The 26,091-nt window shown below is 48.8% G+C and carries 24 protein-coding genes; 2 read left to right on the top strand and 22 right to left on the bottom strand.

Annotated features, from left to right (window positions below):
- Window positions 1-181: 181 nt before the first annotated feature.
- The 6 genes from ACFSUC_RS00990 to ACFSUC_RS01015 all read right to left on the bottom strand — a co-directional run bounded on the left by ACFSUC_RS00990 (window position 182) and on the right by ACFSUC_RS01015 (window position 9,734).
- Entirely contained in the window at window positions 182-5,272 is a 5,091-nt protein-coding gene (locus tag ACFSUC_RS00990) for an AMP-binding protein (RefSeq protein ID WP_379927516.1), read from the bottom strand.
- A gap of 362 nt (window positions 5,273-5,634) precedes the next feature.
- Complete coding sequence (locus ACFSUC_RS00995) at window positions 5,635-5,889, bottom strand: hypothetical protein (RefSeq protein ID WP_379927517.1); 255 nt, start codon at window positions 5,887-5,889, stop codon at window positions 5,635-5,637.
- Between the two features lie 257 nt (window positions 5,890-6,146).
- Window positions 6,147-7,370 (bottom strand): type II restriction endonuclease, encoded by a 1,224-nt coding sequence (locus tag ACFSUC_RS01000; protein ID WP_379927518.1) that lies wholly within the window; start codon window positions 7,368-7,370, stop codon window positions 6,147-6,149.
- Between the two features lie 27 nt (window positions 7,371-7,397).
- Window positions 7,398-7,856, bottom strand: a complete 459-nt coding sequence (locus ACFSUC_RS01005; RefSeq protein ID WP_379927519.1) for a very short patch repair endonuclease — start codon at window positions 7,854-7,856, stop codon at window positions 7,398-7,400.
- Window positions 7,849-9,126, bottom strand: a complete 1,278-nt coding sequence (gene dcm, locus ACFSUC_RS01010; RefSeq protein WP_379927520.1) for a DNA (cytosine-5-)-methyltransferase — start codon at window positions 9,124-9,126, stop codon at window positions 7,849-7,851. The genes ACFSUC_RS01005 and dcm overlap by 8 nt, the downstream gene beginning before the upstream one ends.
- A 359-nt stretch (window positions 9,127-9,485) precedes the next feature.
- Entirely contained in the window at window positions 9,486-9,734 is a 249-nt protein-coding gene (locus ACFSUC_RS01015; RefSeq protein ID WP_379927521.1) for a hypothetical protein, read from the bottom strand.
- Window positions 9,735-9,841: 107 nt separating this feature from the next.
- Here ACFSUC_RS01015 and ACFSUC_RS01020 point away from each other — a divergent pair, with 107 nt between their 5' ends.
- Window positions 9,842-10,057, top strand: a complete 216-nt coding sequence (locus ACFSUC_RS01020) for a helix-turn-helix domain-containing protein (protein ID WP_379927522.1) — start codon at window positions 9,842-9,844, stop codon at window positions 10,055-10,057.
- Window positions 10,058-10,079: 22 nt separating this feature from the next.
- Here the strand turns inward: ACFSUC_RS01020 and ACFSUC_RS01025 are convergent, their stop codons facing one another.
- The 6 genes from ACFSUC_RS01025 to ACFSUC_RS01050 all read right to left on the bottom strand — a co-directional run bounded on the left by ACFSUC_RS01025 (window position 10,080) and on the right by ACFSUC_RS01050 (window position 16,322).
- A complete protein-coding gene (locus tag ACFSUC_RS01025) occupies window positions 10,080-10,754 on the bottom strand; it encodes a GNAT family N-acetyltransferase (RefSeq protein WP_379927523.1) in 675 nt (224 codons plus the stop codon).
- Between the two features lie 163 nt (window positions 10,755-10,917).
- Window positions 10,918-11,211 carry a stage VI sporulation protein F gene (locus ACFSUC_RS01030; protein WP_379927524.1) on the bottom strand — a complete coding sequence of 98 codons (294 nt, stop codon included), beginning with the start codon at window positions 11,209-11,211 and terminating at the stop codon, window positions 10,918-10,920.
- A 63-nt stretch (window positions 11,212-11,274) separates the two neighbouring features.
- Entirely contained in the window at window positions 11,275-13,371 is a 2,097-nt protein-coding gene (gene recG / locus ACFSUC_RS01035) for an ATP-dependent DNA helicase RecG (RefSeq protein ID WP_379927525.1), read from the bottom strand.
- Entirely contained in the window at window positions 13,310-14,185 is an 876-nt protein-coding gene (locus ACFSUC_RS01040; protein WP_379927526.1) for a DegV family protein, read from the bottom strand. Before ACFSUC_RS01040 ends, recG begins: the two co-directional genes overlap by 62 nt.
- A 17-nt stretch (window positions 14,186-14,202) precedes the next feature.
- Complete coding sequence (locus ACFSUC_RS01045) at window positions 14,203-15,948, bottom strand: DAK2 domain-containing protein (RefSeq protein WP_379927527.1); 1,746 nt, start codon at window positions 15,946-15,948, stop codon at window positions 14,203-14,205.
- A gap of 14 nt (window positions 15,949-15,962) precedes the next feature.
- On the bottom strand, window positions 15,963-16,322 hold the full coding sequence (locus ACFSUC_RS01050) for an Asp23/Gls24 family envelope stress response protein (RefSeq protein ID WP_379927528.1): 360 nt from the start codon (window positions 16,320-16,322) through the stop codon (window positions 15,963-15,965).
- 239 nt (window positions 16,323-16,561) lie between these two features.
- Here ACFSUC_RS01050 and rpmB point away from each other — a divergent pair, with 239 nt between their 5' ends.
- On the top strand, window positions 16,562-16,750 hold the full coding sequence (gene rpmB, locus ACFSUC_RS01055) for a 50S ribosomal protein L28 (RefSeq protein WP_379927529.1): 189 nt from the start codon (window positions 16,562-16,564) through the stop codon (window positions 16,748-16,750).
- 109 nt (window positions 16,751-16,859) lie between these two features.
- Here the strand turns inward: rpmB and spoVM are convergent, their stop codons facing one another.
- The 10 genes from spoVM to def all read right to left on the bottom strand — a co-directional run bounded on the left by spoVM (window position 16,860) and on the right by def (window position 26,089).
- Complete coding sequence (gene spoVM, locus ACFSUC_RS01060; RefSeq protein WP_379927651.1) at window positions 16,860-16,943, bottom strand: stage V sporulation protein SpoVM; 84 nt, start codon at window positions 16,941-16,943, stop codon at window positions 16,860-16,862.
- A 288-nt stretch (window positions 16,944-17,231) separates the two neighbouring features.
- Window positions 17,232-17,516, bottom strand: coding sequence for a hypothetical protein (locus tag ACFSUC_RS01065; protein WP_379927530.1), 285 nt, complete (start codon window positions 17,514-17,516; stop codon window positions 17,232-17,234).
- Complete coding sequence (rpe, locus tag ACFSUC_RS01070) at window positions 17,509-18,180, bottom strand: ribulose-phosphate 3-epimerase (protein WP_379927531.1); 672 nt, start codon at window positions 18,178-18,180, stop codon at window positions 17,509-17,511. Before rpe ends, ACFSUC_RS01065 begins: the two co-directional genes overlap by 8 nt.
- 3 nt (window positions 18,181-18,183) lie before the next feature.
- Window positions 18,184-19,083 (bottom strand): ribosome small subunit-dependent GTPase A, encoded by a 900-nt coding sequence (gene rsgA, locus ACFSUC_RS01075; protein ID WP_379927532.1) that lies wholly within the window; start codon window positions 19,081-19,083, stop codon window positions 18,184-18,186.
- 64 nt (window positions 19,084-19,147) lie between these two features.
- A complete protein-coding gene (gene pknB / locus ACFSUC_RS01080; RefSeq protein WP_379927533.1) occupies window positions 19,148-21,343 on the bottom strand; it encodes a Stk1 family PASTA domain-containing Ser/Thr kinase in 2,196 nt (731 codons plus the stop codon).
- A complete protein-coding gene (locus ACFSUC_RS01085; RefSeq protein ID WP_379927534.1) occupies window positions 21,340-22,119 on the bottom strand; it encodes a Stp1/IreP family PP2C-type Ser/Thr phosphatase in 780 nt (259 codons plus the stop codon). Before ACFSUC_RS01085 ends, pknB begins: the two co-directional genes overlap by 4 nt.
- Window positions 22,120-22,126: 7 nt before the next feature.
- Window positions 22,127-23,191, bottom strand: coding sequence for a 23S rRNA (adenine(2503)-C(2))-methyltransferase RlmN (rlmN, locus tag ACFSUC_RS01090; protein ID WP_379927535.1), 1,065 nt, complete (start codon window positions 23,189-23,191; stop codon window positions 22,127-22,129).
- A 57-nt stretch (window positions 23,192-23,248) separates the two neighbouring features.
- Entirely contained in the window at window positions 23,249-24,649 is a 1,401-nt protein-coding gene (gene rsmB / locus ACFSUC_RS01095) for a 16S rRNA (cytosine(967)-C(5))-methyltransferase RsmB (protein ID WP_379927536.1), read from the bottom strand.
- Entirely contained in the window at window positions 24,646-25,623 is a 978-nt protein-coding gene (gene fmt, locus ACFSUC_RS01100) for a methionyl-tRNA formyltransferase (protein WP_379927537.1), read from the bottom strand. Before fmt ends, rsmB begins: the two co-directional genes overlap by 4 nt.
- Window positions 25,616-26,089: a peptide deformylase gene (def, locus tag ACFSUC_RS01105; protein ID WP_379927538.1), complete on the bottom strand. Its 474-nt coding sequence runs from the start codon at window positions 26,087-26,089 to the stop codon at window positions 25,616-25,618. Before def ends, fmt begins: the two co-directional genes overlap by 8 nt.
- Window positions 26,090-26,091: the final 2 nt, after the last annotated feature.

The following is a 26,091-nucleotide window of genomic DNA, read 5'->3' on the forward strand; positions in this document are numbered from 1 at the left end:
CACACGAAGTTGTATGACAAGATCACAAATAAATCTCTGAGATAAATAGAAAAAGGCCAATGGACAGGAACTGAAACCATTTCCACCCATCGGCCTGCACTTCTCTTTCAATAGCGATATAGCTCATCCTTCGATATGATCTGCCGTGATCCTCTTTTGCCTTTACCGCCTTCTATCTCTATCACCGAACGATATCTAGAAACGCCGTCTTCATGGCAATCGGTTCGAACGTCTTCACCATGAGTCCATAGCTCTCCACCTGATCGGTCAGTTCAAGCACACAGGAGGTCTCCCATTGTTCAGCTGAAGACTGTTTGTATTGGAATGAACAGGTGTTTAACGTTTTTTGCAGTCGCAGATGAAAATGCCGGCTTTGGAAGGCATCTCGAGACAATTCGAACTGACCCGGATATTCCGGACAAATGACGGTCATTTCCTGATCATGAAAATAGCCGAACAGAAACTTCATCCCATTGCTCAGATACAAAATGGTGCCGAGATGAAACCCTTTCCCCGCGGTCTCAAACTTCACTTCACATTCAAAGACGAAATCCTCGTCCGCTTTCGGCTTGACCAGCAGCTGCGGTGCATGATTTTGCTGAATCCACGTATCGAATTTCTGATGGGCAGGAAGGACAATCTCTGCCTGATCAAGATCCGCTTGAATATCTGCCCCTTTCACATTGTGGATGATCCAGCCATGTTCCGCCCCCTCTTCCTTGCTCTGCGACGTCTGTTCCTTCACTTGCAGGGCACTGATCACATCCAGATAGCGCAGCCTGAACGCACGTTCCAGATCGATGACCTGTGTCATTTCCTGTTCCACCTTGGTCAAATTCGGTGCAGGCTGTGAGATTTCATCCATCAGACGCAGCTTCATCTCACTCCAGCGTGTCTGTAGCTGATGAATCTGCTGTTCCAGTCCGGCCACATCAGCCAGATTGTTGGCGTTCGCCTCTCGCAGCCATTTCAGCAGGATATCGTAGAAGACTCGCTTGAAATGATGCAGCTGTGCGGCTCTCCAGCAACGCTGCACATCGCCCGTTGCCCGAATCTCTCTAAGCACCTCTTCTTCCATGAAGACAATCGCAGAAGGGTCCTGCTCAACCCGCTCATACCACTGGGCCACATCCAGTAAAGCCTGCTCCTTGCGATGGGGCGCCCTTTCGCCCTCCTTGCCGACCACCCAGAAATAGGACTGTTCAAGATGCGGATAAAAATGTGAGAAATACGATTGATTCATCTCGTACAAATCTTCCTTGCGTACCATGAAATCTCGGTAAACAGGTCTTGATCCTTCATCGACTTGCATATTGTCCAGCATATAGTAGATGCCTGTTGATTCATCATAACCTTTGATCAAAAGATGATGTACGTGATGGGTTTTGCCGTAATTGTTGTAGTAATACAAATGGAACAAATCAACCGGTACAATGACAGGCGCACGCTGGTTGATGCTGCTGATGATACACGCATGCATCTCTTCCATGCTCTCATACTGCTGCTCCCGAATACCGACCTGGAATTTCGGCTCCAGCACTTTGTCGTAACAGTCGAAGAAGGACTGCATCGACTTCTCACTGATTTCGAAGAAGTCTCGGCACCATCCGTCTGGGGCGAAGGTCGTATACATACTGCTGTAAAACAGGAACTGGTCAAAATATTCTTCCTCAAATCCCTGCATAGCAATGGCAAACGGTTTGTAGAAGCAATTCACCTCATCCCATGAATAGGTATCTTCATTCTGCCTGATCTCTGAAATAACGCGGGTATGTGTAGCTTGTTGCTTCTGAATGGTCGCCTGCTCATGAGCTGCTGCGTGCTCCCACCCGTATTCCGTCTGAATATACGCGGACAATGCATGAATCGTCGGGTATTCGTACAGCTCGGACAGCTTGATCTTCACATCGATATCTGCAAGTCGATTGACGAGCGTCATCGCCGTGAACGAGTGTCCACCGAGATCGAAGAAAGAAGCCTCTGTACTGATTTGTTCCTGATCCAGCACCTCACACCAGACACGCGCCATGAGCTGCTCCAGCTGCGACTGTGGCGCCACCACACCATCAGCAGCTTGTCCCCCTTGTCCAGGCTGAGGCAGTGCCTTGCGATCCAGCTTGCCATTGGGTGTAACGGGCACCTGCTCCAGCCTGACAAAATGAGCAGGGATCATATAGGCAGGCAGCGTTTCCGCCAGAAAAGCACGAAGTGGCGAAGTTTCCAGCTCTGAAGCACTCATGTAATACGCACATAAGCTCTTCTCCCCGCTGCTGTCTGTGCGATCGATGACCAGTGCCCATGTCATGGCCTCATGCTGAAGCAGCTGCGACTGAATCTCTCCGAGCTCCACCCGGTATCCACGAATCTTCACTTGATGGTCGATACGTCCCAGGAATTCAATATAGCCTTCCTCGCACCACCTCGCCAAATCGCCTGTCCGGTACATGACCGCTTCCCCGTCAAATGAATTCGCATATGGATCAGGGATAAAGCGACTGGCGGTTAACATTGCATCCGTATAGCCGGTCGCCAGGCAAGCGCCGCCAATGTACAATTCGCCTGGAATGCCCGGCGGACACAGCTCCATCCGTGAATTAAGCACATAATAGCGTGTATTTTGAATCGGGTAGCCATACGGAATACTGTTCCAACTAGGGTTCATCTCCTGCACGAGATAATAGTTCGACCATACGGTGGCCTCTGTCGCCCCGCCAAGCGCCACGACCTCTGCGCGGGAGAATGTTTCCCGGACTCGATCCGGGAGCGTAAGCGGTATCCAATCCCCGCTCAAATACACGAGGCGCAAGTGCACATGCTCCCCTGCTGCCTGTCTCTCTTCCTTCTGTTCATCCATAAAGGGGACGAGCTGCTGCAAGGCGGCCGGGGCGGAGTTCCAGAAGGTCACCTTCGCTTCGAACATCCTGTTCAGCAACCTTTCCGGACTACGCACCTCCTCCTCTGGCACCAACCAGATCGTGCCCCCATAGGACAGCATGCCAAATATATCGAAGACGGACAGATCGAAGCATAGAGAGGTCACAAACAAGCCGGTATCTTCCCGTCCGAAATGAAAGGTCTTCTCAGCCCATTCAAGCAAATTGAGGACAGGACGATGAGACACCACAACCCCTTTGGGTTTGCCGGTTGATCCGGAAGTGAATATGACATACGCTGTCTGATCGGCCTTTTTGTCTATGTCTGGTATCCGGTTCGGCATGGCATCTGCATGTTGACCCGTGTACAAATAAACTTTATTTTCTGAATATTCAGTTTTTTTAGAAGGTACTTTTGTCAACCGCACATCGAAACGGTATTGCAACTCATTTGGAAAGGCTTCATCCCGGTAGTGGCAATGTGTCATTTCCAGTGAGTGGTGCCGAGCGCAAAGATCACGCAGTGCCCGTTCATGCACATACAGCACTTCATCCGTCGCTTGCTTCACACGATGGGCATCTGCATGATGCTGAGCGTAAGTTCGCAAGGAATGGAAATAATCTTCTTTTTGCTGGGCATCGAGCAGATCCGCTAACACGATATGCCCACCCGGTTTCAACAACTCCTGCAATCGATCCAGCACTTCCGTCAGATAGTGCAAGCCTGGGAAGAACTGAACCGTACTCGCGATCACAATGACATCCAGACTCTGCTTCTCCATCTCGGGCAGATCATGGGCAAATCCTTGTATCCATGCAATCTTGTCGACCAGACCTTGTTCCCTACCTTGATCAATCGTTTCAGCGAGCATACGCTGATTGCGTTCAAGTGTCGCTGCAGAAGGGTCCATTGCCCATACCTTGCCTGCTTTTGCCGCCATGGGATAGGTGATCCAGCCTGACCCGCAGCCAATCTCCAGCACTTGAGCTTCCGCATGCAGATACGGCTCAATCAGCTTCATCACATGCGTCTGATACTGCTTGACCTCCGCTTCCGTGAAGGGCTCTCCGGTATAGCTGCTTACGAATCCGCCTGCACGTATCTCATCCGTTGCCTGATCCGCGACATGATCGAACAATTGCTGCACCGCGTCATCATTCGCTGACTCTCTCGGAGGCCTCACTTGCATCACATCCATGTAGAACGAGCCACGGATACATGCGCATTCATAGATCAGCGACTGAAAGCTCTGTTCCGCAGTAGACGTGGTCATCACCCAGGCAATCTGCATCTCTTCCACCATCGTTCGAATCCGATCCTTTGGAAAAGATTGTTCCATGGGCACATAGGCTCCCCCTGCCTTCAAGACCGCCAATACAGCCACCAGCATATGAGGCGTTCGCTCTATTATGATACCGACATGATCTCCCGTTCGCATGCCGGACTGTCTAAGCAGGTGAGCCCACTGGTTGGCCTTTTCGTCCAATTGCTGATACGTGATCGCGCCATCCGCATACCGAATCGCCACATCCTGTGGATATTGCTGCGCATGCTGCTCAAATCGATCCTGCATACAGGCAGATTGATCATAATCCGCTTGTGTATCATTGAATTGCCTCATCCAGTCTGTCCATTTCTCCTGATCTGTATATGGAAGCTCTGCGATCGCCAGATGTTTCCCTTGCTCTGCCTGCTCTAACACATGGCTCAGTAGCAGCAAGTAACTGTCCACATATGTTTGTATCGCAGCGCTATCGTATTGCTGACCATTGCATACGACTTCCATCGCGATAGATTCACCATCGCGCTTCACCTGAAACATCACATCAAAACAGGTGCGTTGCAGCAAGTTCGTCATCCGCTCTTCCCCATGCACATTGGTCATGCCAAACAACGTTCGACCGAGCAACTCTGTCTCATCTCGCCAGCCAAGCTGACCCGCGATTTCCTGCAAACTCACATCCGCATGCATCCAGTCTTCCTTTAACTGCTGCTGTACTTCTCTCAACCATTCCCTGAATGTATGGTCTGGCTGAATCTGCATCGCGACCGGTATGACTTCACTCGTTTGCTTCCTCTCCGCTGATTGTTCCAGAGGCAACACGGGCACGGTGATCGTCAAGTTGCCTTCGTCCGTATACTTATGCAGCAGCACTTGATAAACCGCGAATAAAAAAACGAACATAGACGCATCATTTTCTCGACATATTTTGCGCAGAGAACGAGCCAAGTCGGCTGAGAAAGGTACTTCAAAGGCCATTTTTGTAAATCCGGATCGAGCCCCGTATGTAACCGGCCAACTCACCTTATCCCCTTGCCCTTGCTCCAATCGCTTCACCCAGTAATCCCTGACATCCTGCCACGCTCCAATTTGACGGTCATCTTGTTTCATTGCCATCTTTTTTTAATCCCCCTGTCTTTATTTCTAGTCTGTCTGTCAACCCCTTCTGTTAAATCGAATCGTACCTGCTGTTACTTTGGACATCGATCACAAATGATCCATGTCTCACCTCCTTTTCAGAATCGTAGTCAAACGTTTGCACGTTGCCGTACAATGATCCACGGGCATTTCAGATACGGGTACCGCCCTTTATTTCCCATGGTAATACTAGTATACCACAAACTTTTTTGGAAAAAGGGTAAGCGCATTCATTTTTTTAGAGCAGATCATGAAACAAGCAGACAATGAAAGGAATCACAAAGAAAAACCGCATTTCTATGAACTGAAATGCGGTGACAAGCCCGAGTGAACGAATCAGCTTACAGAAATCCAAGTATCATGAGGATCAGTCCGAATATGGCAGCGCCCATTTTTATGGCACGATTATCCCTCGGACGAAGCAACAAACTAATCAGAAAACCAACTGGAAGAATAAGTCCATCTAAATTCACATGAAAACTGCCTAATAAATAGTACCCAATTAACTTTAGCGCCAACATTTCTTCCTGTTTTTCTCGATTGGCATATAACAACGACATCCCGATGACAAATATGAATATCCAGATCAACAGCATACGGCTACCCCTCCTTTTTGTGTCTTTCTATATGGTATACAAATGCGGAGGTATGAGAAATTAAATAGGTAAGTTGATTTCGAATCCAGGCTGTCTCGTTCGAAGCCTGAATAAGTCCAAATCGCACTTTCCCCAGCGTTATAGAAAATGAATTTCAGGTGTACTTCAAAGATCTCGTTATGCTATTGATAAATAGAATCAAAATATCAGCATAGTGACAAGAGAGAATATTCATTCAACCTCTCACTCTAAAATTGTTAGAACATTAGCTTTTGACGTTTATTGGCCAATTGAATAAATGTTTTCAAATCCATTAACCAGCTTTGTTGAGTCGATTTATATGTCTCGTGTAAACGTTTGGGTAATACCAGTTGCAAATGTTTAGCCTGCATTTCATCAGTCTGATTCTCACTTATACCAGGTTCAAGTGTAAAAAGATGCTTTTTATTTATGCGATTTGCCTCTGAAAGAACCTGACGCCATCTGTCTTTACAAGTTGATTTTACTCCTAACATCGTTAACCTGGATTCAGGATATGTCATATCCTTGTAACTTTTGATATCCGGGAATAAAAAGTCAGGCTTTGATTTATTTTCTGTCACTGCAGTACGTGAATATCTAAGTTCGTGAACCTTGAAAATCTCTTCCAAGTGATGTTCAAGAGCATAACCAATCCTGGATTTTCTTCTATTTTGAACACTAAGAGAAAACTTGATAAAACCCTCTACATCAGTATCACCATCAGTACAAAATCCTGCTTGCAGTCTCTGAGACACTATATGATGTTCCAGACGTTTAAATAATTTTTCTTCATGCTCAATCCATTTTAACAATGTCTCATCTGGTTCATCACGTGAAGAAACTTCCCTCATAGTTTGTCTTGCCAACTGGGAGAATACAGAAGTGTTAGGAAATCCGGTAGAAAAAAAAGGCTCAAGAATTTCATCCAGATAACCACTATCTGTTTCTTCGATTTCAATGTCCAATTCTTCAAGTATATAACGAACCGCAAAATTCACTTCCGGGTTATGTCCGTTTTCAATAGCTTGAAGATTAAAACTGTAACCGACCTGCTCAATACCAAACAACCATAGTAACTGATTTTCTAAAGTGCTCCCGTATGGAACAATGATTATATAGAATTCACCATTTTGTCTTTTGGCAATAATTAACATGTCAGATTCTCTTGCCTGATCCATGATTTCATTACTTTTAAAGTATAGCCTGTATTCAGACCTGGTAGGATGAGCTTCACGAGCATCATACCACGTCAAATGACCTTCGCAAGAAATACCTTCACTTTCACCTGCAAGCCACAGAAATTTGGACTGATATGAAACTCGTTCATTTCCAAATAAAGTTTTAAGTGACTTGCTACCATTAAGCTCATGCTGGTTAGAAATAGCAGTATTAACCTCTACTGCAGTGAGTCGTTTTATAGCAACCTTTTCAAAATATTGAGACAAAAATCCTTTTTGCATGTATAACACCTTCACTCATGATGGATTTCAACATTGCCCACCAATCTCTATAGATGTCATATCCCTTGTTTGAAGCCACTGGGCACATAATTCTATAACTTCTTCGCTATCAATCCGGTACTTTCCTTTTAGTGTACATTCCCATACAATCCCGGTTCTCCAGCCCATTTCCTGAAGCTGAGAAATATTGCGCCTGTCCATGTCTATATTACGGTTAATCTTTGCCCGCCAAAAATCCTCATTTGAAGATGGCCATTTGAAAAGATGGCAGGAATGCCCATGCCAAAAACAACCATGTGCGAAAATTACAGCATTGTACTTTCGGAATATCATATCAGGTTTGCTTGGTAAACCACGTTCATGAAGCCGATATCTGAATCCCAATTTGTGAAGCCCTCGTCTAAGAATCATTTCAGGCTGAGTATCTTTACTCTTGATACCAGACATCATACGGCTTCTGGTTTCAGGTGATACAATATCAACCATATACTTCAGCCTTCTCAAAAAGCAATTCCAGCTGCTTATCTTCCTCAACCAGTCTCATTGCTTTGAAAATATAAGGCAGCATATGAGATGCAACAGCCTCCACTACTGGTACTGCTACGGAATTTCCAAATTGCTTGTATGCCTGTGTATCCGAAACAGGTATATCGAATTTCTTGCCTGGTTTATCAAAACCCATCAATCTGGCACACTCACGAGGAGTTAATCTTCGAGGATTTTTATCTTTTTGTTTGATGAGAATTTCTGAACCATCTTTGTAGTATCGTGCTGACAGAGTACGAGCTACATCATCAGGTCCAAACAAACCGAATCCAAATCCATTACCTTTAGCTCGATGTTTCTCTGCGTAATTTTGCAAATATGTCCACAGCCTGTCACTTAAAGTATATTTATTTGCCACTTTTGCTTCCGGGCCCTCTGTATATGGTAGTTCAGCTTCTTCTGAACCAGTTTCTGAATGGAGAATGGTTCTCAATTTGGGTCCATTCAATGGAAGATTCAGATCTTTAAAAGAAAAACCAACATCTGATCTAAAGCCTACAATAAAAATACGTTCCCTATGTTGAGGCACAAAAGGTTTTGCATCAATTACTCTGAAATCAACATGATAACCAAGTTCTTCTCTCAGTGTAGACAGAATCACTTTAAAGGTGTTTCCCTTATCATGACTTACCAGATTTTTCACATTCTCAAGCAAAAATGCTTTGGGCCTGTGCCGTTCAATCATTTGGGCAACGTCAAAAAAAAGCGTCCCCTGTGTTACATCGTGAAAACCGTGTGGTCGACCAAGAGATTTTTTTTTGGATACTCCTGCTATGGAAAAAGGCTGGCAGGGGAAACCTGCAACAAGTACATCATAATGAGGCATTTCTTCCAGATCGACCTCACGTATATCCCCATTGACCGGATGATCGCATTTATAGTTAGCCTGATAAGTCTTTCTGCACGCCAAATCCCATTCACTGGTAAATACGCATTTACCACCTATTGATTCAAATGCTTTACGCAATCCTCCTATTCCTGCAAAAAGATCAATAAATTTGAAATTATATTCATTATCATCACGTTTTCCGGAACGAACATTATATATACTCCTCAATTCTCTTAACAGAGGCTCTTCAGGCATAGTTTCTCCATTTTCCCACCGATAAATGGTACGTTCACTTTTACCAAACAGCTGGGCTAATTCTTTAACGGAATATCCTGTTTTCTCTCTTATAAAAGCAAAATCAGTATTTTTAAAGGTCTTCATTTTTACTTCCTCCCTGTCAAAAGCATTCCCAGGGGGAATGCTTTTGACATAAGAATACCATATGCGAACATTCTTTCGCAATCAATTTTTATTTCATTCATATTCTTGAGTAAATGTGAATACTTGCAGCAGATCATAATCAATAATAGTAAACCTCAAGTGAGAAATGGGTTTCTCCAAAGTAATAAATTTAGTGTATCTGTTCTACAAAAAATATACCGAAAGTGCCTGAGTGACCGATACCCTCTACCTCTTTACAGTCAAACGAACCATTTTCCTTGATTATATCAGGAATTCCTCATTCACTCATCCCATGAACCTGTGTTCACCTGATTTCCACTCCTCATGATCCCATCTCCTCATGATCCCATCTCCTCATAATCCCCTGAAGTATGTAACTGCCGATCCGCTTCTTCCAGGCGAATCAATACCAAATCGATATAGCATTCGTTCATGAATCCCTGTATCTCAATCAACATCTCTTCTGCCAAAATGATCGGAGTCTCTGCATGTTCCTCATAATATTTTAAGATAGCGCTAATACAACATTCATACATTTTGATCTGTTCATGTTTCAATTTCTTTTCTTTAATTAGTGAATGACACATATATCCTCAAAAACCTCCAATCGGTACGTATATGCGTACCACTTTTTCCATAAGTATATGGTACGTATAAGCGTATAGTCAATCTATCATATACGGGAGGTTTTATAATGGGTAGGAAAGTGATTGTAAAATTAAAAGGTGTCATCAAAGAAAGAGGGCTTTCCATAAGAGAACTGTCCAGAATGACCGATATCAGGCATGCTGCACTGAGTGAACTATCACAAAACAAAAGACAGCGTATTTCCTTTGATCATATAGAAAAAATTGCTGATGCACTGGACATAAGAGATATTCGTGAAATCATTGATCTTGAAGATAACTAAAATAAAAAAGCCTCCTGCATGATCAATCCACAGCAGGAGGTCTAGCCTCATAGAAATATGCCATAATGTATTCATCTTGATAGGCTCCATCAATGATCGCATGATCCTTCTGTACGCCTTCGTCTACAAATCCCATTCGCTGGTACAGTTTATGAGCGACTTCATTGCCCGCATATACATGAAGTGTAATCTTGCGCAAGTTCGGCGCTCGGCGTCCCCATTCGAGGACATAAGCCATCATGCGCTTGCCGATTCCTTTGCCTTGCGCTTTCTCACCTAGCCAGATTCTCAGGAAACCGACATGGCTCGTCAAGCTGAGTTCGCCGCGCATCACTCTGGCAATTCCCGCAATCTCGCCATCCACTTCCGCGACAATGTACAGGTTATCCTTTTCCTGATTATAACGAATGAGCTCGATTTCTTCATCCAGACTGCGAAGGTCTTCTTTCTCAATATATCGGCCTGCCGCCACGATGACTTTGGCGGCTTCGATGATACCTGTAGCATCCTGCTCCTGAGCCGGACGCAAGACAACCGTTGATCCGTCCTTCGCTTCAAAGGTAAGGCTAAAACGCAACGGACCATCCAGCTCTTTCCATGGATACGGACTCGCGTTCTTTTCTTTCGAGGAATGAACCGCTATGGTACTGGATTCGATGATCATCGCCTCCTCTCTTCCCTTTCTTTCCCGTTTCAATCCCGTTTCTTCCCACCATTCCTTCTGGTTCGGGGTATTCGTCGGTATCACGTATGACGGGGGATGTGTTTGTAGCGTATGCATTCCGCCTGTGAATGATTCACCCTATCCTTACCCGTTTTTGCGTCTGATGAAACGGGATGTCCGTTGGGAGATGGAGTATTCAGCGAAACATTCCCCACAGCTTCAACAAATGAAAGGTATTGTTGGGATCGATTTTTTGATCGATGATAAATTTCACAATGGCTTGCTGCTCCTGAGAGGTCAGCTTCATGCACATGGCCTGACTGATGCGAGACAGCATCGCTTTTACTTTGGCTGGACTCTGCAATTCCTGTTTCGTGACCCCGTCCACAATCGTGGTCACCTTCTTCTTCACGACCGGATTCTTCATCTTGGCCTTGGCCTTGCTCACGAGTTCCTTGCTGATTCCATATCTCTCATATACCGGCGGCATAGAAAAGACACCTCCATCATCGTCATGCCTTATCCTATGATGGAAGTGTCTGATATTGAACCGTCAATCGATGATTTCTCCGTTAAAGATCTGCTCCCGGTACAGGAAGTCGCGCAAAGAAGCATACGCCACACCCGTCCAGAATTCTGATTTGGCCACAAGTTCTGCCGTATCATCCCGCGCCCATTCGAGCAGCTCGAAGTCATGAGTAAGATCGGCAACCTTGAATTCCGGCAGTCCGCTCTGCTTCGTCCCGAAAAAGTCTCCAGGCCCGCGCAGTTCCAGATCACGCCTCGCAATCTCGAATCCATCCTCGGTTTCGGTCATGACGGTCATTCGTTCCACGCCTTGTTCCGTACGGGGACTCGCGATCAGAATACAGTAAGATTGGTGGGCGCCCCTTCCGACTCTTCCCCTTAACTGGTGAAGCTGTGAGAGGCCGAAGCGATCCGCATTGTACACGATCATCAGTGTCGCATTGGGTACATCGACCCCAACCTCAATGACCGTGGTGGAAACGAGCAATTCGATCTCCCGTTCCGAAAATTTCCGCATGGTGGCATCTTTCTCATCGGAAGGCAAACGACCATGAAGCAGTCCCACCTTGTACTGGTCAAAGTGCGCACTGAGCAGCTCATACAGTTCGACCGCATTTTGGACATCCAGCTTGTCTGATTCCTCGATGAGTGGCGTAATGACATAAGCCTGTCTGCCCTGCGCCAGCTCCTTCTCGATGAACTCCAATACCCGATCCAGCATGTCGTCCTTCACCCAGAACGTCTGAATGGGCTTGCGTCCTTTCGGGCGTTCGCGAATGGTGGATACATCCAGATCACCGAAGGCCGTGATCGCCAGTGTCCGCGGGATGGGTGTCGCCGTCATGGAGAGCACATCGGGCATCATCCCTTTCCTGCGAAGAACCGCACGCTGGTTCACACCAAATCGATGCTGTTCATCCGTCACCACCAAACTCAGGCTTCGGAAATAGACATCCTCCTGAATGAGGGCATGCGTCCCGACTACGATATCCGTCAGTCCGGACTGGAGCGAGGCCAGCAAATCTCGTCGTTTTCGTTCCGCCATACCTCCGGACAGCAACGCGACTTCGATCCCAAGTGGTTCGAACCACCGCTTCAACGTCCGGGCATGCTGCTCTGCCAGAATTTCCGTCGGTGCCATGAAGGCCCCCTGATGACCTGACTTCACCACCGCATAGAGCGCGATGGCCGCCACGACCGTTTTACCAGAGCCTACATCTCCTTGCACGAGTCGATTCATGGAATAAGGTGCGCGCAAATCCTTGACGATTTCATTGACCACTTTCTTCTGACTTTCTGTCAGGGTGAAGGGTAACGTCTCCGCGAACTGCCGAATCGTCTCTGCTTCTATTTTGTGGGCTACCCCGTCTGCCCGTGCCCGATTCAACTGACGAAAAGCTTGCAGTTTCAGCTGGAACAAAAACAGCTCCTCATAAGCAATCCGTGTGCGGGCAGCCTGTCCTTCCTTATGATCCTCTGGCACATGAATGAGCTGAATGCCTTGGGCGCGTGCCATCAGGCTCCTTTTTCGAATGATTTGATCCGGTAGAATTTCAGCAATATGGCTGCTGTATTGCTTTAATGCTTGTCCCATGATTTTTCGCAGCCACTTCTGTGAGATTGATCCGCTTAACGTATAAACAGGCTGCAAGGTTCCGGTACGGGGACTATGTGCTCCGCTGGAGAACTCATAGACCGATACCGTTATTTGCAGCCTGTGCTGATCCCATTTTCCCGTCAGTACAACATCCGTCCCTGGCTTCAGACGATCCTTAATATACAGCTGATTGAACCAGACTGCTTTAATGACGAGTTCTTCCACCATCACCTTGCAGGAAATGCGCGCTTTCTTGCCAAAACGCTGAATGAGCGCTTCTGAGCATACACGCCCCTGCACGGTAATGCGTTCCCCGTTCTTCACCTGAGCCAGATCACGAATGCGATAGTCTTCATATCGATATGGATAATAATCGAATAAATCCCCGACGCTGTGGATACCTAACGATTGCAGTTCTTCCGCTTTTTGCGGACCAACTCCTTGTACTTGCTGAACCGGAATGTCATAAATATTCAGCATATCTGCACGGTACAACGAAAATGCCGACGGTTCCTGGACCGACATGGGTACCGATCACAGGGCCGATATGCGTATAGGATATGGCATGAACCTTAAAGTTTGCCTGGAACTGTTTCTCAATGGCCTCGGCATTGGCCATTTCATTGGTGACGGCCAAGAACACCGAGATTTCTTCATCACTTCCGAGATCCTGCTTAATCATCTCCATGATGCGGCCGATGGCTTTTTTCTGTCCGCGCACCTTGTCGACCGAGCAGACTTCCCCCTCTTCATCAATCGAGAGAATCGGCTTGATGTTGAGCAGGGAACCGAAGACAGCTGCCGCCTTTCCAATACGTCCGCCCTTCTGCAGGTAATCCAGGGTATCTACCATGAAGTACAGATGACGGTTCTGTCTCATTTCTTCAACAAATTGGATCAGCTCATCCTTTTGCATGCCCTTCTCGGCCGCTTTGGCCGCCGCCACAACCAGGATGCCGAACCCGTAAGAGGCCGATTTCGAATCGATGATGGTAATCCGGTCAGCCAGCTCATCCATCATGTTGCGGGCCAATACGGCAGATTGATAAGTGCCGCTGAATGCAGAAGAGAGATGAATGGATACGATTTGCGTCTCTTCACTCTCTGCCAAAATCGCCTTGTACGTCTCCATGAAGTCAATCGGTGACGGTTGGGAGGTTGTAGGCAGCTTGGCCGCTTGAATCAGCTTCTCATAAAATTCTTCGGACTGAATCGTGACCGCGTCCAAGTACGTTTCCTCACTGAAATGAACCTTCAGTGGAACCATCTGAATGCTTAATTCTTCCCTTACCTTCTTCGGCACATCAGCTGTACTGTCTGTCACAATACGTACACTCATGCCCTCACCTCCATCTCTTATTCAACCGAAAACAGATATGGATACAGTGGCTGTCCACCTTCCAGTACATCCAATTCTACATCCGGGTACTCGGTTTCGATATGGGCGATGATTTGGGAAGTTGCCTCTTCGTCTGCCTGTGCGCCCGTTAAAATGGTCATCACTTCGTCGCCTTCCTCGAACATCTTGGCGACGAGCTGCTGGATGGCTTCCATGAGATCCGCCTTCGCAGCCGTGATCTTGCCGTCTACGATGGCCAGATAATCCCCTTCGTGAATCTCTACTTCATCAATGGTCGTATCGCGAATCGATTGCGTAATCTGACCGGAACGAACCAGTTTGGTGGCCCGAATCATCAGGTCCTCGTTGACTTCCGCTGATTCGGATTCCTGAAACGCAATGGCAGCCGCCATGCCTTGTGGAATCGTTTTAGTCGGAATCACAGAGATTTCCGTCGTCTCGCACACTTCCTTGGCCTGCTGGGCAGCCAAAATAATGTTGGAATTGTTCGGCAAGATGAATACATGCTCTGCTTCGACCTGCTCAATCGCCTGCAAAATATCTTCTGTGCTTGGGTTCATCGTTTGACCGCCCGAGAGCACATAGTCTACGCCAATGCTGTTGAAGATTTCGGTAATGCCTTCTCCCACCGCAACGGCAACCAGGCCAAATGGCTTCTTTTCCACGTCTGACGTTTCCGCAACAAAGGCCTCCGGACTTGCGGAATCCGCTGCACCCTTCGCAGGCTCATCGATGATCTTGCGATGCTGTTCCCGCATGTTCTCAATATGAAACCGATTTAATTCGCCGTACTTCATTGCCAGGTTAAATACGTCTCCGGGCTTGCGTGAATGAACATGCACCTTCACCTGCTCATCATCCACAATAACCAGGATGGAATCCCCGTCCTTCGCTAACTCCGTGCGGAATCCTTCCTCGTCAAATGTCGTTCCCGGCACTTTCCGTTCTGCAATATCAATGAAAAATTCCATATCATACAAGAATTCAATGTCCTCTGTCGCCAGCTTTGCCTGCGCACTTTCCTGCAGCTCCTGAGCGGCCCGGGATACAACAGGCTCATCAATCTGAACCGCAATCGGGGAATAGTTGGTTCGCCCGAAATCCGCCTGATGAGGCACCGAAGCCCCATTTCGAAGGACAGCCAGGAAGCCCTCGTAAACAAATACGAGTCCTTGACCTCCGGAATCGACCACACCTACCTGCTTCAACACCGGAAGCTGGTTCGGTGTATTGGCCAGTGCTTCTTTTGCCTTGTCCAATACATCGGCCATAAAGGCTTCCATCTCAGCGTTGCGCTTGGCTGCTTGCTGGGCATGCTTGGCTGCTTCACGGGATACCGTCAGGATCGTCCCTTCTACCGGTTTCACCACCGCCTGATAGGCCATGTCCACTCCGCTTTGAAGCGCTGCAGCGAATTGATGGACATCCATTTGCTCCAGACCAGCGGCCCCTTTGGCAAAGCCTCTGAACAACTGGGAGAGAATAACACCGGAATTTCCGCGCGCACCCATGAGAAGGCCCTTGGAAAGAGCCTCCGCATTCTGACCGAGATGTTCGGATTGTTTGCGTCTAAGCATCTCTACACCGGAAGTCAGTGTCATATTCATGTTGGTCCCGGTATCACCGTCTGGCACAGGGAAGACATTCAGGCCATTGACCGTTTCAACCTGCGATTTCAGCACATCGGCTGCTGAGTAGACCATGTTTGCAAAATCCATACCGTTTATAAAGCGCTTACTCAAGAAAATTCTCCTTCCTAACGAGATACGCGAACCCCTTGTACGATAATGTTCACCGAATCGACATGCAGTCCAACGACTCCTTCGAGCTCATACTTCACCTTGGACTGAATGTTGTGGGCCACCTCGGATATTTTCGTGCCGTACATCACAATTGTATACAGATCAATATGTAAACCATTGTTGTCTCTGCGTACCTCTACACCGCGAGTCAGGTTTTCTCGACCCAACATTTCTGCGATGCCGTCTTTGATTTGTTTGCGTGATGCCATGCCCACGAGACCGTAGCAATCCATGGCGGCAGAACCAGCCAATATCGCAACGACTTCATCGGATACATGGATTTTTCCACTTTCATTGACGAGTTCGATCGGCATCCTTTATCATCTCCTTTTAGAGATTAAAATGACTATACATCATTTTACTATAATCAATTTGAGAAGAAAAGCGTAATCTCGAATCATTGGAATCCTTGTCGACAAGGACAGCCAAGGACAGGACGGTTAACGAGAGCGTTGACGAATAAAATTGGCTTGTGATATGATAGTCTAAGTGTTTGTGATCTTGTAGAGAAACATGCATAGTTGTGTTCTGTTGGAATAGGAGGTGGACGAAAATGTCTCGCAAGTGCTATGTTACGGGTAAAAGTCCTCGCAAAGGAAACAACGTTTCCCATGCGAATAACAAATCCAAACGTACATGGGGAGTCAACGTGCAAAAGGTTCGTATCCTCGTAGATGGAAAGCCTAAACGTGTATATGTAAGTACACGTGCACTGAAATCCGGAAAAGTACAGCGCGTTTAATTTCCGCGCATAGACAAAAAGCACCTTCCCTGGTGCTTTTTTCTCTTGGCTATGTGTTGGAGGCAGGGCGGTGCTTTTCCATTGCTATGTGTGAAAGGCAAAGGTTGCATCAGCTGCTTTTGTTAAAGGTATTCAGGATCGCCTTCACAATGCCACCGAGAAATTTGGGAAGCTTGATCGTGTAGAACTTCATTTTTACCCCTCCTAAGCATAAGTTCCATGCGATGCGGACATCACAGTATATTCGATACACCATCCACATGTGTCCCCTTCCTCTTGCCTCATTTCAGAATGGCAAGGGATTTGGCAGGCACAAAAAAAGGTTACAAGAACTCATCTCTTGTAACCATCTATATGCATTCAGGGCTCTTCTCATTCCATTTTCCCTGCTGCCCTTTTCCAGGATCGCTCCGTTTGACCAAGAAAACCCCGCAGCTCACAGCCCAGGGCCAGCACAGGGCCCAGCGCCGCTCACAGTCGGCTAACCTGCCAATCCGCTATCGATTCTTGCCCCTTCCGGCAGCGGCCAGTCGAAGACAATTGCCAGGGCCGCATACAGGCTTACCCATAGCAGGAAACCAATGATAAAAGCACCAAAAAACCAGATCCGATCCCGCCATTCGTCATGAATGGAGAAGAAACGGAAACCGAGCAGCAGTGCGCCAATGGAACAGACATATTTGAATAAGGACGGAATCAGAGAGAATGCAGCCAGCAAGGCCGATATGGCCATACTGTACAGCAGGATACTCCACACTCTAGACATACTTGGCCTGTGCCCCGTCTCGGATGTCCTGAATCGCCTTGGCACGGTCTGTATGGTTGAAGACCGCGCTTCCTGCCACGAGCACATCTGCTCCTGCCTCGGTCACCAGTCTGGCTGTTTCAGCCTGAATCCCGCCGTCCACTTCAATATGGGTATTCGTGCGTCCTCTTTCTTGCAGCCATCCACGAATTTTGCGAATTTTGTTCAATGTGGACGGGATGAAGCTCTGCCCACCAAATCCAGGATTGACAGTCATGACCAGCACCAGGTCTACATCCTCGATGATCGGTTCGATCAGCTCAGCAGGGGTTGCCGGGTTAATGGAAACGCCCGCTTTCTTGCCCAGTTCCTTAATTTGATAAATCGTACGGTGCAGATGAACGGAGGCTTCCGCATGAACCGTAATCACGTCTGCTCCCGCACCGGCAAAGGCATGTACATATCGTTCCGGATCGGTAATCATGAGATGAACGTCCAGAGGGAGCTTCGTATGCGGGCGAATCGCATCGACGATGAGAGGCCCGATTGAAATATTGGGAACAAAATGGCCATCCATGACATCGACGTGAATCCAGTCCGCTCCCCCTTTCTCTACTTCCTGTATCTCCGATCCCAGCTTCGCAAAATCTGCGGACAGAATCGAAGGTGCAATTTTGATTGTCATGACTCAGTACCTCCGTTTTTTGTCTTTGATTTCTTGCAAGAAATATAGATAGTGATCATAACGGCTTCGACTTACCTCTCCCTGCTCCACCGCATTCATCACTTGGCATTTTGGTTCACCGTTGTGCTGGCAGCCTCTGAACTTGCAGGACGCAGCGAGCGCACGAAATTCTGGAAAGCAGCCACTGAGTTCCTCCGCTTCCACCTGCATGAAGTCCAGCTGGCTGAACCCCGGCGTATCCGCCATCCACGCTTGTCCGGGCAGTGGAATGAGCTCCACATGCCGAGTAGTGTGCTTGCCTCGACCCAGCTTCTGGCTGATCGCATTGGTCTCCAGATTGAGCCCCGGAAGCAGACAGTTCAGGAGCGAAGATTTGCCTACACCTGACTGCCCGGCAAATACCCCAATCTTGCCCTCCAGCGCTTGGTGAATCGCCGCCACGCCTGTACCTTCTTTGCTGCTTGTCACATAGACATCATAGCCGATCTGTCGATACAGCTGCTCAGCCTGCTCGTAACAGGCCTGTTCTTCCTCATTGGCCAAGTCCGACTTGGTCAGGCAAATCAGTGCATCGAGACCTGCACTTTCGATATGTACCAGAAATTTATCCAGCAGTTGCAGATTGAGAGACGGCTCGGTCACAGAGAAGACCAGAACCGCCACTTCCGCATTGGCCATTGGAGGGCGCACCAGTTCAGACTTGCGAGGCAGCTTGATTTCGGTCACCGTACCTTCTGTCTCATTGCTGAGCTCATACGTCACCTGATCCCCCACAAGCGGGGAGAGGCCCTTTTTCTTGAAAAGTCCTCTCGCCCGGCATGTAATCCATTCTTCTTGGGTTTCATCATCAGGCTGTACATAATAGTAACCGCTTAGTGCCTTCACAATTCGTCCGGTTGGCATGCATTCTTTCCTCCAATGGAATTAAGTTATAAGGTGATCGATATCAGGGATTTAGCTATCAGGGTTAATTCAGCGCATCCAGCAGGTTGGACAAGGAGTTGCCGCTGCTCTCTTCCTCGCCTTCCTCATCCTCTTCGTCTTCAGATGGCTGTTCATTCACTGGTGGTTCCTGCTGCGCAGAAGGCTCTTCCTGTGGTTCAGGCTGTTCCTTCTTCAATGTACGTGTTTTATTTCCTTGCTTCTTCGCGTCTTTGTACGTGATCGTCCAGCTCTCATAGAAGACATCATCGCGATAAACGGTAATGGTCGCATTTTTCGCTTCCGTGACCACCGGCTGTACGTTGAAGGCATCCGTTTTCGTAATGTCTTCATTGACGACTTCATTATCATTGCCTCTCGCATCGCTGATGACAATTCTGACGGTAGTCAGCTCGCCATCCTCGACAGGATCGATCTCCACGCGCTGCTTCGGCTCCAGGGCATCGTCCGGCAATCCAGAGCTGACGATGAGCTTGTCGATTCGACTGCCCGGCGCCACCCGCTCTCCTGCCTCATACGGAAACTGACGGATGACGATATCCTTGGGCACCTGGAAATCCGGTTCGTACTGAATCGCATCCTCATCTAGCTCAAGATCATTTTTGTAAATGATGCTCTCTGCTTCACTGACCTTTTTGCCGACCAGATCCGGCATCGGGAACGTTTCAGGTCCCTGACTAAGCACAAATTTCATCTGTACATTTTCCGGTTTGAATCGCTCCCCGGCTCGCGGGGTTTGATCAATAATGGTTCCCGGTGTGGCGTCACTGTATGCCTGTTCAAGCGTAATTTGTCGATCCGAGGAAACGAGTGCTTCAATTTCCTCCGAGACATCCTCCCACTTTTTGCCGATATACGGCTCCATGGCCTCCAGCTTCTCACCCTGGCTCACCGTCAACCCAATCGGGCTGTCTTCGCGTACGGTAATGTTCCGTTCTGTCTGATCCATGACAATGCCTTCTGCATACTGATCCGAATACTGCTGTTCAATCGGATCGGCCTGCAAGCCGTTCTTCTCCAGCTCCAGCTTCGCCTCTTCCAGTGTCATCCCGATTACAGTAGGCACCTCAACCTCCGGTACGGTAAACATGTTACGAACTGCCTTGACGCCAAACCACATGAGCACAAGCAAAATAAGGGTAAGGAAAGAGATCAGTACAGGCTTTACCCATGCGGCTTTCTTCTTGGTCGCAGCAGACTGAGCATCGCCAGCTTGCTTGCCGACAGCAGCCGTTTCCGCTGCAACTGCGGATTTTCCCCGCCGAGGAGGAGAATCCGGCGTAGCAATCACCGTCTCCCCTTCATTCTCCGAATCTGGAGACCAGTTGCGAATCGCCGGCATGACGATGGTTTGTTCTTCATCCGGCACATCATGGAACAGGAGCTTGGGTTCATTCCTGCGATCGCCCTGCAGGCAGGAGGTGAGATCATCCAGCATTTCACGGGCAGACGTATATCGCTCTTCTGGCGTTTTGCGCAGCGCCTTCAGCATGATGTTCTCCACACTTTGCGGGATCATCGGGTTGAGGCTGCGCGGGTCTTCAAATGGCTCCTGCAAATGCTTCAAGGCGACACTAATCGGACTTTCCCCGAGAAATGGCAATTGATTAGTCAGCATTTGGTAGAGGACAATACCTAGCGAATACAGATCCGATTTTTCCCCCTGTGCAACACCCTTCGCCTGTTCGGGAGAAAAATAATGGACGGAACCGAGCACGGAGCCAGTCTGCGTCAGATCAGAAGATGCGGCTGCCCGCGCAATTCCGAAATCGGTCACTTTTACCCGTCCATTGCGCCCGATCAAAATATTGTGGGGCTTGATATCCCGGTGTATGATCTCATTCTGATGGGCGTGTTCCAGCGCATCGCAAATTTGCGTGGCGATGTGCACCGCTTCTTCCACCTGGAGCGGTGCATGTTCCTTGATTCGTTCATTCAGCGTTGCGCCTTCCACAAATTCCATGATGATGTAATGGATGTCTTCCTGCTGTCCGACATCATAAATGCTGACAACATTAGGATGCGACAATGAAGCCGCTGCACGCGCCTCACGACGAAACCGGTGAATGAAATCTTCATCGTGGACGAACTGCGAGCGCAATACCTTCACCGCTACATTTCGATGAAGCAGCACATCATGGGCCTTGTAGACGATCGCCATGCCGCCCCCGCCAACCCGGTCGAGTATTTCATAACGGCCGCTTAACGTTTGTCCAATCATGATTCAACCTCCGTTATTTCAGCCGCATACCCTTGCATTGCGGAGTCCTGATTGTTCAGCAGCACAACTGTAATATTGTCATCGCCGCCCGCATCGAGCGCGGCTTGAACCAACTGATCGGCGATTTGCTCCAAATCCCTTCCGGCCAGCACAATCCGTTTCATCTGTGCTTCATCCACAAGCCCGCTCAATCCATCGGAGCAAATGAGGATGATCTCATCGTTTTGCCATGTTCCCCAATATACGTCAGCATGGACCGTTTCATCCGTCCCCAGTGCACGAATCAGAACATGTTTGCGCGGATGATGCTCAGCTTCCTCAGAGGTGATCTGACCTCGCTTCAACAGCTCATTCACGAGAGAATGATCCTCCGTAAGCTGTTCCAGATCTTCGCTGGACAGCTTATAGGCTCTGCTGTCTCCGATGTGGGCAATCATCCACGAAGCATCATCTACGATGACGACCACAATGGTGGTTCCCATTCCAGCCAACTCCCCATTTTGCTGGGCGTAGGCATAGATCGTTTCATTGGCTTTGTCAATCGCACGGCGCAGTGCCTGTTCCATCTCGTCTCTGGACATGCCGCTGTGCAGATCAGCCAACTGCTGCTGAATCGTCTGGACTGCCAGCTCGCTGGCTTTGTCCCCGGCCTGATGTCCACCCATACCGTCCGCGACAATAGCCAGGGTCAGCCCGTTCAGATTCTCATCGACAAACGCTCGGTCTTCATTGATCAGACGCACTTTCCCGACATCTGACCTGTTCGCGGTTCTCATCCCACCATCACCTCGTACCAGACTCCATGTGCTTTGCGCGAAGCTGTCCGCAAGCTGCCGCAATATCGTGGCCCTGCTCCCTGCGAATGGTCGTATTGACCCCGTGCTTCTGCAAAATACGCTGGAACTCAAAAATATCTTCTCTCGGCGTTCGTACATAGTCTCGCTCCGGCACATGGTTAACGGGAATCAGGTTCACATGGCAGAGCATTTCCTTCAATACAAGCGCCATTTCTTCGGCATGCTCCGGTCGGTCATTGACACCGCCGATCAGGGCATATTCGAATGTAATTCTGCGTCCTGTTTTTTCAATATAATAGTGGCAAGCCTCGATGACATCGACAAACGGAAACCGGCGGTTAACCGGCATCAGCTTGGAGCGAAGATCATCATTCGGGGCATGGATGGAGATCGCCAGATTAATCTGGGTCTGCGCATCCGCAAAACGATAAATACTCGGAACAATGCCGCTTGTAGACACCGTAATATGCCGCTGCCCGATATTCAGGCCCTTGCCATGAATCATAACATTCAGAAAATCCATCGTCGCATCCATGTTCTCGAACGGCTCGCCTGATCCCATGATGACGATACTGCTGACGCGTTCTCCCGTCTGATCGAGATGCTTTTGCGCTTCCACCACCTGGGCCACGATCTCGCCCGCGCTCAGGTTCCGCTTCAAACCACCGAGCGTGGAGGCACAGAATGTGCACCCGATGCGGCAGCCTACCTGTGTCGTCACACATACACTGTTGCCGTAATTATGCTTCATCAGTACGGTCTCAATGGCGTTGCCGTCATACAGGCCAAACAGAAACTTGACGGTCCCGTCCTTTGATTCCAGCTTCGTAATCTCGTCCAGCTTGACAAACTCGTATGCGGCCTCCAGTTTATCTCTGAGCCCCTTGGATAAGTTGCTCATCGCATCAAACGAGGTGACGCGTTTGACATACAGCCAGTCATAGATTTGGGAAGCTCGGAATTTCGGTTCGCCTTGCTCCGTTAGCCAGCTTTCCAGACCTTCAAACGTGAGATCATATATAAACGATTTTGTTGCGGTTTTTACTTTCATCGATTTGTTCACAACCTGTCCAAAATTTGCAAATGGATCATTTGCATTGAACTTATTCTAACATGTTCTACGCAAGCTTGCTATAAAGAAGCCATCGGACTGAAAATGATACGGCAGAATCTGTACCCGCCCAGGTGCATCCTCCTGAACGAGCGTCTGAATGCTCTCTGGCAGACGCTCCACCATCTGCTCATCCCATGTATATTCAGGATGCTTGTCCAAAAATGACTGCACGACGCCTTCATTTTCCTGCTCTACAATGGTACAGGTGCTGTACACCAGTCGCCCATCCGGCTTAAGCAGCGCAGCAGCAGCCTCCAGGAGCTGAAGCTGAAGAGCTGGAAGCTGAGCCATTTCCTCTGCCTGCTTGTTCCACTTCAAATCAGGCTTTCTGCGAATGACACCAAGACCCGAACACGGTGCATCCAGCAGGATGCGATCGAACTGACCAGATTCATACACCTGATCAATCTGCGCGGCATCCGAAACTTTGGCTTCAATGGATTGCAATCCGAGCCGATCGGCCTGTTGCTGAATCAGCTTCTGTTTGTGTGGATGGAGATCATTGGCAATCAATTGCCCCTGATCCTTCATCTTTTCTGCCATATGCGAAGACTTGCCCCCTGGTGCGGCGCAACAGTCGAGTACGGTCATACCTGGCTCCGGTGCCACCGCTTCTGCCACCACCATGGAGCTTTCATCCTGAATGCTGAAGCAGCCTTCTTGAAAAAGGGGATGCGCAGCCAGATTTCCGCCTCTTTCTACGACGACACCACTCGGATGCACGAGGGAAGGACGAACCGTATACCCTTGTTCCTGCAAGATGTCGATCAGCTCAGTCCGTTTCATTTTCATTTCGTTCACACGCAAAGAAGCAGCCGGAGGAAGTTGATTGGACGCTGCGATCCGTGCAGCTGTCTCTTCCCCGTACTGCTTCACCCATTGTTCCATCATCCACACGGGATGGGCATGCTGCAAGGACATCGTCTCGATTGCGTTTTGTCCCTCACGCACGGTGAAGGCATCCGCTGTACGAAGCATGCTGCGCAGAACCCCGTTTACCATGCCCGATATCCCTTGATGAGCTCGTTGCTTGGCAATGGTAACTGATTCATTGACCACGGCATGCGCGGGAATGCGATCCATATAGGCCATTTGATAGACGCTCATACGCAGCAGCAGGTGTACCCAGCGATCCAGCTTGTGAAGCCCTTTCTTTACAAACGGGGTCAAAAAGTGATCCAGTGTGTTTTGTCGCTGAATCGTTCCGTACACCAACTCTGTCACCAATGCCTTGTCCTGCTGCTCCAGTTGAAGCTTCTGGAAGGCCTGGTTGAGCATGAGATTGCTGTATGCGGACTGTTCTTCAATGGCAATGAGAATATCCAATGCATGTCCCCGGGCAGATTGGTTTCTCGGGACGCGTCGAGTGGATTTGCTTTTCTTTTGTTGTGTCATTCCGCTACCCCTCCAAACCGTTCCCCGACTTGTATGCCTTTGCCAGCGAGGTAAGCCTGAACCGTCATTCGTTTCTTGCCGGCAGGCTGTATTTCTTCAAGCACCAGGACCCCATCGCCGGTCCGTACAGCCATGCCAACCGCGCTGGCTGCGACCACTTCGCCGACCTGCGCCTGCTGCCATGGCCAATTCTCCATCTCGGAAGCGGCAGGCATACGCGTCTTCCAAACTTTAAAGCCATCCCCCTGATAAGTGGTGAAGGCACCCGGCCATGGAGACATTGCACGAACCTGATCATGGAGCTGCTTCGATTTTCGTTCCCAATCGAGACGTTCATCGTCCCGCTTCAAAGTTCGGGCATAGGTAGCATCCTCATCGTTTTGAGGGACAGCTGTGATCTCGCCAGCCAATAGCCGCGGCAGCGTCTCGAGCAAGAGGGATGCGCCCGCTGCGCTTAATTTGTCAAACAGGGTGCCAGCATCATCATCCGCTTGGATGGGCATGGCGACCTTCGCGATCATATCTCCGGTATCCAGTCCCTGCTCCATGTACATGATCGTGACGCCTGTTTCTTCATCCCCGTTCATGATGGCATACTGAATAGGCGCAGCCCCCCGATAAGCGGGCAGCAGCGAGGCATGCACATTGATGGCCCCGTGTTTGGGCTGCTCAAGCAAGGACACAGGCAGAATCTGTCCGTACGCTGCGGTGACGATCAAATCCGGCTCCAGCGCCAGCACCTCTTCATACGCCGTGCGAATTTTCTCAGGCTGCAAGACTGGCAGATGGTAAGCCAGGGCAGCTTCCTTGACAGGAGGCGGTGTCAACACCCGCTTTCTCCCTTTCGGTCTGTCAGGCTGTGTGACCACGCCCACTACTTGATACCCGGCTTCCATCAGCCCCTTCAGACAAGGAACCGCGAAATCGGGCGTACCCATAAAGACGATGCGATCTCCAGCATTTGGCTTAGTCATTCGGCAATTCCCTTTCATACATGCTCAAGGCAATATCCTTAAATAGAACCCCGTTCAGATGATCGATCTCGTGCTGGAATATGCGGGCCAGGAACCCTTCTGCTTCAACCGTAAACGGCTCTCCGTTCCGATCCATGCCGTTGACGGTCACGTTCATATAACGTCTGACTTCTCCATTTTGACCTGGCATGCTCAGACAGCCTTCCGGTCCAACCTGCTCGCCGTCACGGGCTGTAATTTCCGGATTGACCATTTCAATCAGTCCGGTGCCATCTCCCGGGTCCACCACAATGACCCGTTTCAGGATACTGATTTGCGGGGCAGCCAAACCTACGCCTTCCGCATCGTACATCGTCTCCGCCATGTCATTCAGCAATTTATGGAGGTTCGCATTGAACTTCGTGACTTCCTTGCTTCTCTCTCTCAGTATTGGATCGGGGTCCAACGCAATGATTCGTATCGCCATCT

The organism is Marinicrinis sediminis (assembly GCF_042685085.1).
GTDB classification, from domain to species: Bacteria; Bacillota; Bacilli; order Paenibacillales; family KCTC-33676; genus Marinicrinis; species Marinicrinis sediminis.

Excerpts from the sequence above, each read along its gene's own strand:
- ACFSUC_RS00990 (WP_379927516.1), bottom strand. The coding sequence starts at position 5,272 with ATGGCAATGAAACAAGATGACCGTCAAATTGGAGCGTGGCAGGATGTC.
- ACFSUC_RS00995 (WP_379927517.1), bottom strand. The coding sequence starts at position 5,889 with ATGCTGTTGATCTGGATATTCATATTTGTCATCGGGATGTCGTTGTTA.
- ACFSUC_RS01000 (WP_379927518.1), bottom strand. The coding sequence starts at position 7,370 with ATGCAAAAAGGATTTTTGTCTCAATATTTTGAAAAGGTTGCTATAAAA.
- ACFSUC_RS01005 (WP_379927519.1), bottom strand. The coding sequence starts at position 7,856 with ATGGTTGATATTGTATCACCTGAAACCAGAAGCCGTATGATGTCTGGT.
- dcm (WP_379927520.1), bottom strand. The coding sequence starts at position 9,126 with ATGAAGACCTTTAAAAATACTGATTTTGCTTTTATAAGAGAGAAAACA.
- ACFSUC_RS01015 (WP_379927521.1), bottom strand. The coding sequence starts at position 9,734 with ATGTGTCATTCACTAATTAAAGAAAAGAAATTGAAACATGAACAGATC.
- ACFSUC_RS01020 (WP_379927522.1), top strand. The coding sequence starts at position 9,842 with ATGGGTAGGAAAGTGATTGTAAAATTAAAAGGTGTCATCAAAGAAAGA.
- ACFSUC_RS01030 (WP_379927524.1), bottom strand. The coding sequence starts at position 11,211 with ATGCCGCCGGTATATGAGAGATATGGAATCAGCAAGGAACTCGTGAGC.
- recG (WP_379927525.1), bottom strand. The coding sequence starts at position 13,371 with ATGTCGGTCCAGGAACCGTCGGCATTTTCGTTGTACCGTGCAGATATG.
- ACFSUC_RS01040 (WP_379927526.1), bottom strand. The coding sequence starts at position 14,185 with ATGAGTGTACGTATTGTGACAGACAGTACAGCTGATGTGCCGAAGAAG.
- ACFSUC_RS01050 (WP_379927528.1), bottom strand. The coding sequence starts at position 16,322 with ATGCCGATCGAACTCGTCAATGAAAGTGGAAAAATCCATGTATCCGAT.
- rpmB (WP_379927529.1), top strand. The coding sequence starts at position 16,562 with ATGTCTCGCAAGTGCTATGTTACGGGTAAAAGTCCTCGCAAAGGAAAC.
- spoVM (WP_379927651.1), bottom strand. The coding sequence starts at position 16,943 with ATGAAGTTCTACACGATCAAGCTTCCCAAATTTCTCGGTGGCATTGTG.
- ACFSUC_RS01065 (WP_379927530.1), bottom strand. The coding sequence starts at position 17,516 with ATGTCTAGAGTGTGGAGTATCCTGCTGTACAGTATGGCCATATCGGCC.
- rpe (WP_379927531.1), bottom strand. The coding sequence starts at position 18,180 with ATGACAATCAAAATTGCACCTTCGATTCTGTCCGCAGATTTTGCGAAG.
- rsgA (WP_379927532.1), bottom strand. The coding sequence starts at position 19,083 with ATGCCAACCGGACGAATTGTGAAGGCACTAAGCGGTTACTATTATGTA.
- pknB (WP_379927533.1), bottom strand. The coding sequence starts at position 21,343 with ATGATTGGACAAACGTTAAGCGGCCGTTATGAAATACTCGACCGGGTT.
- ACFSUC_RS01085 (WP_379927534.1), bottom strand. The coding sequence starts at position 22,119 with ATGAGAACCGCGAACAGGTCAGATGTCGGGAAAGTGCGTCTGATCAAT.
- rlmN (WP_379927535.1), bottom strand. The coding sequence starts at position 23,191 with ATGAAAGTAAAAACCGCAACAAAATCGTTTATATATGATCTCACGTTT.
- rsmB (WP_379927536.1), bottom strand. The coding sequence starts at position 24,649 with ATGACACAACAAAAGAAAAGCAAATCCACTCGACGCGTCCCGAGAAAC.
- fmt (WP_379927537.1), bottom strand. The coding sequence starts at position 25,623 with ATGACTAAGCCAAATGCTGGAGATCGCATCGTCTTTATGGGTACGCCC.
- def (WP_379927538.1), bottom strand. The coding sequence starts at position 26,089 with ATGGCGATACGAATCATTGCGTTGGACCCCGATCCAATACTGAGAGAG.